This is a genomic window from Streptosporangium sp. NPDC050148 (assembly GCF_055586505.1).
Map to the genome: position 1 here is coordinate 90,337 of NZ_JBVJIA010000026.1, position 10,038 is coordinate 100,374.

Below are 10,038 nucleotides of genomic sequence, written 5' to 3' on the forward strand. Positions count from 1 at the left end.
CCCTCCTTCCCCCCCCGCCCCCCCCCCCCCCACCCCCCCCCCCCCCCCCCCCCCCCCCCCCCCCCCCCCCCCCCCCCCCCCCCCCCCCCCCCCCCCCCCCCCCCCCCGGGGCGGGCGGGAGACGGGACGGCGCGGCGGGTGCCGTGGCGAGCCCGGTGGAACGAGCGAGGAGCGGTGAGCGGATCGTGGACAGTGCCGTGACCTTCGGCCGGCTGGCGGAGGAGATCGCCAGGGAGGCCGGTGAGATGCTGCTGGCCAAGCGGCCTGCCCGGCCCGAGGTGCTGGTCACCAAATCCAGCCCCACCGACGTGGTGACGGCCCTGGACCGGGCCTCGGAGGAGCTGATCAGGGACAGGATCAAGGCGGTCAGGCCCGACGACGCGATCCTGGGCGAGGAGGGCGGCACCACCGGCGACGGCAGGGTCCGCTGGATCGTCGACCCGATCGACGGGACGGTCAACTTCCTGTACGGGGTGCCGGAGTGGGCGGTCAGCATCGCCGTGGAGGTGGACGGCGAGGTGATCGCCGGAGTGGTCAACGTCGTGCCCCGCGCCGAGGTGTTCACCGCGGTCAGGGGCCGGGGGGCGTGGCTGGCGGGGGAGCGGCTGAGCTGCAACACCGGCGTGCCGCTGGAGCGGGCCCTGATCGCCACCGGGTTCGGCTACGGGAGCGGGCGCAGGGCGGTGCAGGCCGAGGTGCTGCGCCACGTGCTGCCCCGGGTGCGCGACATCCGACGGGGCGGCTCGGCCGCCTCGGACCTGTGCGCGGTGGCGGCCGGGCGGCTGGACGGCTACTACGAGCGCGGCCCCCAGGAGTGGGACTACGCGGCCGGGGGCCTGATCGCCGCCGAGGCCGGGGCCCGGGTCGGCGGGCTGGAAGGACGACCGGCCAATCCGGGCCTGACGCTCTGCGCGGCGCCCGGCCTGTTCGAGGAGCTGCACGACCTGCTGCTCGGGCTCGACCCGGAACGCGACGCCTGACCGGAACGGGACGTCCGATCCTGACGCGACGCCCGATCGGGCCGGGACGACCGGCCGGGACGCGGCGCCCGACCGGGCCAGGTGCCCGACCGGGCCGGGCATCGGCCGGGCGTGGGCCGGGCATGGAAGAGCCCCCCGGCCCGGCCGGGGGGCTCTTCCCGCCATCAGCGCTGGAGGGGAACGCCGTTGTCTGTCGCCAGACGCTGGAGATCCTCGATCTCGGCGGTGAAGGTGTCGGCGAGGTAGTCGTCCCCGCTGGACCGGGCCTCCTGCAGGTTCCTGTAGGCCTGGTCGAGGCGGTGTTCGATTGTGGAGGTGAACTCGCCCATCTCACCTTCTTTCTCACGGGCTCAGGGGATGGAAAGTAGCGCGGTAGAGACTGGATCCGGCTGTACCCACGGTGAACAGCGCGCTAAACCTCCGTGTTTCCGACATCACGCGCAGTGCTCACATCGGGGACCCTTACCGTGTGCTTACAGGGGAGGGAGCGACAATGGGGAGCCGTTCCAGCGGCGGTCCGGGAAATGTGACGGGAGGTGCCATAGGCCGTGCGAGTGCTTGTGGTTGAGGACGAGCGGGTGCTCGCCGACGCGATCGCGACCGGGCTCCGGCGCGAGGCGATGGCCGTGGACGTGGCCTACGACGGTGCCGGCGCGCTGGAGCGGACGGGCTACATCGACTACGACGTCATCGTCCTGGACAGGGACCTGCCCAAGGTGCACGGGGACGAGGTCTGCCGCCGGCTGGTGGCCTCCCGTACCGCGTCGCGGATCCTGATGCTGACCGCGTCCGGCGACGTGGACGACAAGGTCGAGGGGCTGGGCCTGGGGGCCGACGACTACCTGGCCAAGCCCTTCGTGTTCATCGAGCTCGTGGCGCGGGTGCGCGCGCTCGGCCGCCGCTCGGCCCCGGCGCTCCCGCCGGTGCTGGAGCGCTCCGGGGTACGCCTGGACCCGGGCAAGCGGCTGGTCAGCAGGAACGGTGAGGAGATCGCGCTCACCAAGAAGGAGTTCGCGGTCCTGGAGGAGCTGATGCGCGCCGAGGGGGCGGTCGTCAGCCAGGAGGACCTGCTGGACAAGGCGTGGGACGAGAACATCGACCCGTTCACCAACGTGGTGCGCGTCACCATGATGACCCTGAGGAAGAAACTGGGCGAGCCCCAGGTGATCGAGACGGTTCCCGGGGTCGGGTACAAGCTGTGAGCACTCCGGCAGGCGGGGGAGAGGACCGCCCGACCTTCGTCCCGACGGGCCAGGGCGGCGAGTCCGTGCCGACCCACCCGATGATCAGCCCGCACTCCGAGCGGAGCGGGTGGAAGAGCGAGCAGCTCGGCTCCGGGCCGGTGGACCCGCAGGGCAAGGCGCTCGTCGGCCACCCCCCTCCGCCGACCGGTCCGCCCGCCTGGGACGGGCCGCCCCCGGCCGACGCCTCCATGACGCCGCGCACCCTCCTGGACAGGGCGCGGTCGATCATCGACCGGGTCAGCATCCGCTGGCGGCTGACCATCACCTACGCCGTGCTGTTCTTCACGGCCGGAGCCCTGCTCGTGGTCGTGATCTACCTCGTGGTGGGCTGGTCGCTCTACTCGGCGTGGCCGGATTTCCCCATCACCGACCTGGAACAGCTCACCGGGCCGGAGCTGGCGGCCAACATCAAGCAGGAGTGGCGCTGGCAGCAGCACATCGCGATCACCGGAACCCAGCGGGAGCTGCTGGCCCGCTCGCTGCTGGCCCTGCTCGGCGTGGGCATCCTGGCCGTCATCATCGGCTACATCGTCGCCGACCGGGCGCTCAAGCCGATCCAGCAGATGACCGCCACCGCCCGCAAGCTGTCGGGCAGCACCCTCGCCCACGAGCGGATCGACCTCAAGGGCCCCGACGACGAGCTCAAGGAGCTCGCCGACACCTTCGACGCGATGCTCACCAGGCTCAATGTGGCCTTCGACACACAACGGCGGTTCGTGGCCAACGCCTCGCACGAGCTCCGCACCCCCCTGACGATCAACCGGACGGTCCTGGAGATCGCCCTGGGCGACCCCGAGGCGTCGGGCGACCTCAAGGCGCTGGGCCGCACCCTGCTGGAGGTCAACGCCCGCAACGAGCGCCTGATCGAGGGCCTGCTGCTGCTGGCCCGCAGCGAGCGCGAGCTGAGCGTGCGCAAGCCGGTGGACATGAAGGACGTGGCCGAGACGGCCGTCGACCAGCTCGCCGCGCGGGCCGAGGAGGCCGGGGTCACCGTGACCGCCGAGCTCCGGTCGGCCGAGACCGTCGGTGATCCGGTCCTGCTGGAGCGGTGCGTGGCCAATCTCGTGGAGAACGCCATAAAACACAACCTTCCCGAGTCCGGACGTTTGTGGGTGAGGACGGGAATGGTGGAGGGGGCCCTGGTTGTTCAGGTGGCCAACACGGGGCTGCACGTCCCCGCGTACGAGGTGAACAGCCTTTTCGAGCCGTTCCGGCGGCTCAACGCCGACCGGGTCGACTCGGACAAGGGGGCGGGGCTCGGGCTCTCCATCGTCCGCGCGGTCGTGCGGGCCCACGGGGGCAATGTGACCGCCCTGCCCAGGGACGGAGGAGGGCTGGTGGTCACCGTGCGACTTCGGCCACGTTGATCCGGCGGGGGGCGTCTCGTTCACGCCGTACATGTGGTTGGATGTGCCGTCGAACACGGTGGTGCATGCCGCCGATGCTGTGGTTTACGCCATATTTGGCTAACCGTGGCCATTGGCAGTACGTCCCTCACGTGTAGGGAGGTTCAGTGACCATTCCGGCGGGGTACCCAAGCAGGAATCTCTCTGGCGGATCGGGCACAAGCCGTGCCTCTCGAACGTTACACACGCGCGAGTGAGCGCAGACAGCTAGATGAGGGGGATGGAGCAGACCGATGGCTACCGACTACGACAGTCCACGCAAGACCGACGACGACCTCAGCGAGGACAGCCTGCAGGAACTGCAGGCGCGCCGTACCGACAAGTCCTCGGGCAGCATCGACATCGACGAGACCGATCTCGCCGAATCGCTCGAACTGCCGGGCGCGGACCTGTCCAACGAGGAGCTCTCGCTCCGGGTGATTCCTCGCCAGGCCGACGAGTTCACCTGCGCGCGCTGTTTTCTGGTGCACCACCGCAGCCAGCTCGCCGTGGAGAAGAACAACCAGCAGATCTGCCGGGAGTGCGCGGCCTGACGATGATTCCGACGGCCTGTCCGAGGTGTGTCCCTCCCCTTCGGGGTAGGGCCTTCGGACAGCCTTGAGGAGGTTCCGAGACATGACGTCAGAGAACAGGCAGACCGGTGCCGCGCCGGACGACTTCACGGCCGAGAAGTCGGCCGGCGCGCATGAACGAGAAGTCGCGGAGATCGTCGGCAGGCTCGCAGAACCGGGCGACATGGACGGGGCCGAGCGGCGGAAACTGCTCGGCCGTCTCACGAGATCGCTCGCCCAGGGGGCGAAGAAGGCCAAGGCGTCCGGGGCGGGCCGGGGCCGCTGGCTGACCGACGTCTTCATGGCGGTGGCGCCCCGCATCCCCATCCGCGACCTCGCCACCCTCTCCGACCACCACCACGGCCTCACCTCCGAGGCGCTCGCCGACGACCTGGTACGGACCGCGACCAAGGCCACCATGGCGGTCGGCGCCATCGGCGGGGCCGTCGCCGCGGCCGAGTTCGCCGCGCCGCCCCTGCTGCTGTCGGCCCCCGCCCAGCTGGTCGCCGAGACCCTCGTCGTCGCCGCGATCGAGGTCAAGCTCATCGCCGAGCTGCACGAGGTGTACGGCCTCCAGGTCCCCGGCACCGGCTCCCAGCGCGCCATGGCCTTCGCGATGGCCTGGTCCAAGCAGCGCGGGGTCGACCCCATGGCCCCCGGGACGATGACCGTGGCCCTCGGCACCGCCGCCAAGACCGCGCTCCGCAACCGGCTGATGCGCACCATGGGACGTCACCTCACCACCTTCGGCCCCTTCCTCACCGGAGCCGTGGCCGGCGGGTTCCTCAACCGCGCCGCCACCAACAAGCTCGGCGACGCCGTACGGGCGGACCTGAGGATCCAGCGCGGTGCCCTTCCACCTGGAAAGTCATAGAAGTTCGTTGAACGGGTAGTCCTTTACGTAAGCTCTCGACTACCTGGAGGATTCTGTGCTGGGCCGCAGCGCGTTCGTGATCGTCGCCAACCGTCTTCCCGTCGACCGGGTCGGGGAGGACATGTGGCGGCGCAGCCCCGGCGGCCTCGTCACCGCGATCGCCCCCGTCCTGCAGCGCAGGGAGGGGGCGTGGGTGGGCTGGCACGGCGCCCCGGACGAACGGCTGGAGCCCTTCGAACACGACGGCATGCAGCTCGTGCCCGTCCCGCTGTCGGAGGAGGAGGTCGAGCTCTACTACGAGGGCTTCTCCAACGGCACGCTCTGGCCGCTCTACCACGACGTGGTCGCGGCCCCGATCTACTCGCGCGTGACCTGGGAGTCCTACCGCGCCGTCAACGAGCGCTTCGCCCAGGCCGCCGCCGAGGAGGCCGCGGAGAACGCGGTCGTGTGGGTCCAGGACTACCAGCTCCAGCTGGTCCCGGCCATGCTCCGCAAGCTCCGCCCCGACCTGCGCATCGGGTTCTTCCTGCACATCCCGTTCCCGCCGGTGGAACTGTTCTCCCAGCTGCCGTGGCGGCGTGAGATCGTCGAGGGCCTGCTCGGCGCGGACCTGGTCGGGTTCCAGCGGCCCGGCGGCGCGTCCAACTTCATCCGGCTCTGCCGGATCCTGCTCGGCTACCAGCACCACAAGAACGACATCCAGGTGGGGGACCGGCTGGTACGGGCCGCGGCCTTCCCGATCTCCGTGGACTTCGGCGAGCTCGACTCGCTGGTCAGGGAGCCGCACATCATCGCCCGCGCCAGGGAGATCCGCGCCGAGCTGGGCGACCCGGAGTGCATGCTGCTCGGCGTGGACAGGCTCGACTACACCAAGGGCATCGGCCAGCGCCTCAAGGCGTTCGGCGAGCTGCTCTCGGAAGGGACGATCAAGCCCGGCGAGGCGGCGTTCGTGCAGATCGCCACCCCCAGCCGGGAACGGGTCGAGGAGTACATGCGGCTGCGCGACTCGATCGAGCTGCAGGTCGGGCGGATCAACGGCGAGCAGGGCGAGCTGGGGCAGCAGCCGGTGCAGTACATGCACCAGTCCTACGGCCGCGACGAGCTGGCCTCGCTCTACCTGGCCGCGGACGTGATGGTCGTCACGCCGCTGCGCGACGGGATGAACCTGGTCGCCAAGGAGTACATCGCCTGCCGCAACGACCTGCGCGGCGCGCTGGTGCTCAGCGAGTTCGCCGGGGCGGCCGACGAGCTGCGCCAGGCGTTCATGGTCAACCCCTACGACGTCGACGGCCTCAAGCGGGCCATGCTGGCCGCGATGCGGGCCACCCCGCACGACCTGTCGCGCCGGATGCGCTCGCTGCGCCGCAGGGTCTCCACCTACGACGTGGACCGCTGGGCCAAGGCGTTCCTGGCCGCGCTGGAGGCGCGTCCCGCGTCCTGACTCCCGGGCCCGGCGGAGGCCGCGTCCCCGGCGGGGACGCGGCCGTTCGTCAGCTCGTGACGTCCTTGGCGGCGGCCTTGACGGCCTTCCAGGCGTCGTAACGCTTCCTGGCGGTGCGGGCCACCACGATCTGCGTCACCTGCATGCCGACGCCCATCACCACGGCGTAGCCGATCGCCTCACCGAGGTCGACCTCCAGCGACTCGTTGTCGACCGGGGCCTTCCTGCCCGTCGCCTTCTCCCAGGCGAAGCCGACGATCTTCCTCACGCCCCAGGCCGTGGCCAGGCCCAGCAGGCCGCCGATGGCCTTCCACGCCATGTCCTGTTTCTCGGTTGTGTCGGCCATGTGGTCCTCCCGTTCGCGGTCGCTCAGAACCCTAGTCTCTCCGAGCGCCGCCCTGTTCGAAGCCATACCATAGGGAGGCATGACACAACGGCGACCGCGCCCCGCGCCCATGCCCGAGAAACCCACTCTCGACGGCCTGGAGTCGGTATGGGCGAGCCGCTGGGAGGCCGAGGGGACCTACCGTTTCGACAGGTCGCGCACGCGCGAGGAGATCTACTCGATCGACACCCCGCCGCCGACCGTGTCCGGTTCCCTGCACGTGGGACACGTCTTCTCCTACACCCACACCGACACGATCGCCCGCTTCCGGCGGATGCGCGGGCGCGAGGTCTTCTACCCCATGGGCTGGGACGACAACGGCCTGCCCACCGAGCGCCGGGTGCAGAACCACTTCGGCGTGCGCTGCGACCCCTCCGTCCCCTACGACCCCTCGTTCGCACCGCCCGAGCGGCCCGACGCCAGGCGGCAGGTCCCGATCTCGCGCGGGAACTTCATCGAGCTGTGCGAACGCCTCACCACCGAGGACGAGCAGGCGTTCGAGGAGCTCTGGCGCCACCTGGGCCTGTCGGTCGACTGGTCGATGACGTACGCCACCATCGGCACCGACGCGCGCGCCGCCTCCCAGCGCGCCTTCCTGCGAAACCTGGCCCGGGGCGAGGCGTACGCGGCGCAGGCGCCCACCCTGTGGGACGTCACCTTCCGCACCGCCGTGGCCCAGGCCGAGCTGGAGGACCGCGAGTGGCCCGGGGCCTTCCACCGGCTGGGCTTCACGCTCTCGCAGGAGCAGCGGGCCAGGGGGTTCGGCGACCGGGTCTGGATCGAGACGACCCGCCCCGAGCTGCTGCCCGCCTGCGTCGCCCTGGTCGCCCACCCCGACGACGAGCGCTACCGGCCGCTGTTCGGCACCACGGTCAGGACGCCGCTGTTCGACGTCGAGGTGCCGGTGCTGGCCCACCACCTGGCCGAGCCCGACAAGGGGTCCGGCATCGCGATGATCTGCACCTTCGGCGACGTGACCGACGTGGTGTGGTGGCGCGAGCTCGGCCTGCCCACCCGCCCGGTCGTCGGCTGGGACGGCAGGCTGCTGCCGGACGCGCCCGAGGGCGTGCCCGCGGAGCCGTACGCCGAGCTGGCCGGCAGGACCGCGCACGGGGCCCGCGAGCGGATCGTGGAGCTGCTGCGGGCCTCGGGCGGCATGGAGGGCGAGCCCAGGCCGGTGCGGCGCGCGGTGAAGTTCTACGAGAAGGGCGACCGCCCGCTGGAGATCGTCACCACCCGGCAGTGGTACCTGCGCAACGGCGGGCGCGACCTCGCGCTGCGCGAGGCGCTCCTGGAGCGGGGCGCCGAGCTGTCCTGGCACCCCTCGTACATGCGGGCCCGCTACGACGCCTGGGTGCGGGGTCTGGCGGGGGACTGGCTGATCTCCCGGCAGCGGTTCTTCGGCGTGCCGATCCCGGTCTGGTACCCGCTGGACGGCGAGGGCGAGCCCGACCACTCCTCGCCCATCACGCCGCCGGAGTCCGCCCTGCCGGTGGACCCCGCGGGCGACGTGCCGCCCGGATACACCGAGGACCAGCGCGGCAAGCCGGGCGGTTTCACCGCCGACCCCGACGTCATGGACACCTGGGCCACCTCCTCGCTCACGCCGCAGATCGCCGGGGGCTGGGAGCGCGACCCCGACCTGTTCGACCGGGTCTTCCCGATGGACCTGCGCCCGCAGGCCCACGAGATCATCCGGACGTGGCTGTTCTCCACCGTGGCCCGCAGTCACCTGGAGCAGGACGCCCTGCCCTGGAGCGACGTCGCGATCTCCGGTTGGATCATCGATCCCGACCGCAAGAAGATGTCCAAGTCCGTGGGCAACGTGGTCACCCCGTTCGGGCTGCTGGAGCAGTACGGCTCCGACGCGGTCCGCTACTGGGCGGCGCACGGCCGTCCGGGCACCGACACCACCTTCGACACCGGCCAGATCAAGATCGGCCGCCGTCTGGCCATCAAGATCCTGAACGCCTCCAGGTTCGTCCTCGGCCTCGGCGAGGGCGGCGGCGAGGTCACCGAGCCGATCGACCTGTCGATGCTGGCCCGTCTGGCGGAGGTGGTCGACGAGGCCACCGAGGCGATGGAGGGCTACGACTACACCCGCGCGCTGGAGCGGACCGAGCGGTTCTTCTGGGAGTTCTGCGACGACTACCTGGAGCTGGTCAAGGCCAGGGCCTACGACGGCGTGACCGGCGCCGGGCGCCCCGGGCGGACGGGACGCGCCGGTGACGCGGGCGAGGGGAACGGCGACGGCACGGCTCCCGGTGGCACGGGGGACGCGGGTCCCGGTGGCGCGGGCCCCGACGGCATAGCGGACGCGGGCCCCGGTGGCGCCGGGGACGCGGGCGGGGCGGCGGTCCCGGGTGAGGCGACGGGCCCGGGTGAGGCGAGCGAGGCCGCGCGTTCGGCGCACGCGGCCCTGCGCGAGGCCCTCGACGTCATGCTCCGGCTGTTCGCCCCGTTCCTGCCCTTCGTCACCGAGGAGGTCTGGTCCTGGTGGCGGGAGGGCTCGGTGCACCGGGCGTCCTGGCCCGAGCCGGACCGGCGCGGGGGCGATCCCGAGCTGCTGCCCGCGGTGGCCGCGGTCCTCGGCCGGGTCCGCAAGGCCAAGTCCGACGCGCGCCTGTCCATGCGCGCCGAGGTCTCCCGGCTGACCGTCACCGGCGCGGGGGTCGACCTGGTGCGCCAGGCCCAGGACGACCTGTGCGGCGCGGGCGTCATCGACGAGTTCGTGCTCCGCCCCGGCGAGGGCGAACTGCTGGTGGAGGTCGCCCTCACCTGACCGCGGCGCCCGCGACTCTGTCCTTTCCGTCGGGCCGCGCCGTCGTACGGTCGAGACACGACAGGTGAGGGGAGGACGGGTCATGCCGCCAGGATGTGGAAACTGCAGCTGCTACCTCGAGGACAGGGTGATCTCCCGCCCGCCGGCCGAGCGCTGAGCCCGGCCGGGCGGGCGCGGACCGACCGCACGGACCGGCACCCGCCCCACCGGGCGGGTGCCGGCTCCGGGCAGGGGCCCGGCCACGTCGCGGGGGGGGCCCCCCCCCCGGCCCGGGCCCCGGCGTTTCCCCGCCCAACCCCCGTGGCTCCCCGTTGGGCACCAGCCCCAGCGTGCCTCCGAACCAACCCGGGCGCGTTCCCGACCTAACCCCGGCGC

At 71.8% G+C, this 10,038-nt stretch carries 9 protein-coding genes; 7 read left to right on the forward strand and 2 right to left on the reverse strand.

What is annotated here, in order from left to right; all coding sequences use genetic code 11:
* The first annotated feature begins 185 nt into the window (after nucleotides 1-185).
* Entirely contained in the window at nucleotides 186-980 is a 795-nt protein-coding gene (locus tag ACZ6RT_RS26870; RefSeq protein ID WP_399186773.1) for an inositol monophosphatase family protein, read from the forward strand.
* A gap of 164 nt (nucleotides 981-1,144) precedes the next feature.
* Here ACZ6RT_RS26870 and ACZ6RT_RS26875 read toward each other — a convergent pair whose 3' ends face one another.
* A complete protein-coding gene (locus ACZ6RT_RS26875) occupies nucleotides 1,145-1,309 on the reverse strand; it encodes a hypothetical protein (protein ID WP_344901342.1) in 165 nt (54 codons plus the stop codon).
* 219 nt (nucleotides 1,310-1,528) lie between these two features.
* Here ACZ6RT_RS26875 and ACZ6RT_RS26880 point away from each other — a divergent pair, with 219 nt between their 5' ends.
* From ACZ6RT_RS26880 to ACZ6RT_RS26900, 5 genes are all read left to right on the forward strand, one after another.
* On the forward strand, nucleotides 1,529-2,182 hold the full coding sequence (locus ACZ6RT_RS26880) for a response regulator transcription factor (protein WP_399186772.1): 654 nt from the start codon (nucleotides 1,529-1,531) through the stop codon (nucleotides 2,180-2,182).
* On the forward strand, nucleotides 2,179-3,591 hold the full coding sequence (locus tag ACZ6RT_RS26885; protein WP_399186771.1) for a sensor histidine kinase: 1,413 nt from the start codon (nucleotides 2,179-2,181) through the stop codon (nucleotides 3,589-3,591). The genes ACZ6RT_RS26880 and ACZ6RT_RS26885 overlap by 4 nt, the downstream gene beginning before the upstream one ends.
* Nucleotides 3,592-3,863: 272 nt before the next feature.
* The gene (locus ACZ6RT_RS26890; RefSeq protein WP_344901336.1) at nucleotides 3,864-4,163 is read left to right on the forward strand and encodes a DUF4193 domain-containing protein; all 300 of its coding nucleotides are present in this window, start codon (nucleotides 3,864-3,866) and stop codon (nucleotides 4,161-4,163) included.
* Nucleotides 4,164-4,245: 82 nt separating this feature from the next.
* On the forward strand, nucleotides 4,246-5,055 hold the full coding sequence (locus ACZ6RT_RS26895; protein WP_399186770.1) for a hypothetical protein: 810 nt from the start codon (nucleotides 4,246-4,248) through the stop codon (nucleotides 5,053-5,055).
* A 55-nt stretch (nucleotides 5,056-5,110) separates the two neighbouring features.
* Nucleotides 5,111-6,496: an alpha,alpha-trehalose-phosphate synthase (UDP-forming) gene (locus tag ACZ6RT_RS26900; RefSeq protein ID WP_470156912.1), complete on the forward strand. Its 1,386-nt coding sequence runs from the start codon at nucleotides 5,111-5,113 to the stop codon at nucleotides 6,494-6,496.
* 49 nt (nucleotides 6,497-6,545) lie between these two features.
* On the opposite strand, the gene ACZ6RT_RS26905 is transcribed toward ACZ6RT_RS26900, so the two are convergent.
* Nucleotides 6,546-6,842, reverse strand: coding sequence for a DUF4235 domain-containing protein (locus ACZ6RT_RS26905; RefSeq protein ID WP_470156913.1), 297 nt, complete (start codon nucleotides 6,840-6,842; stop codon nucleotides 6,546-6,548).
* 79 nt (nucleotides 6,843-6,921) lie between these two features.
* On the opposite strand from ACZ6RT_RS26905, the gene valS reads away from it, so the two are divergent.
* Nucleotides 6,922-9,663 (forward strand): valine--tRNA ligase, encoded by a 2,742-nt coding sequence (valS, locus tag ACZ6RT_RS26910; RefSeq protein WP_470156914.1) that lies wholly within the window; start codon nucleotides 6,922-6,924, stop codon nucleotides 9,661-9,663.
* Nucleotides 9,664-10,038: the final 375 nt, after the last annotated feature.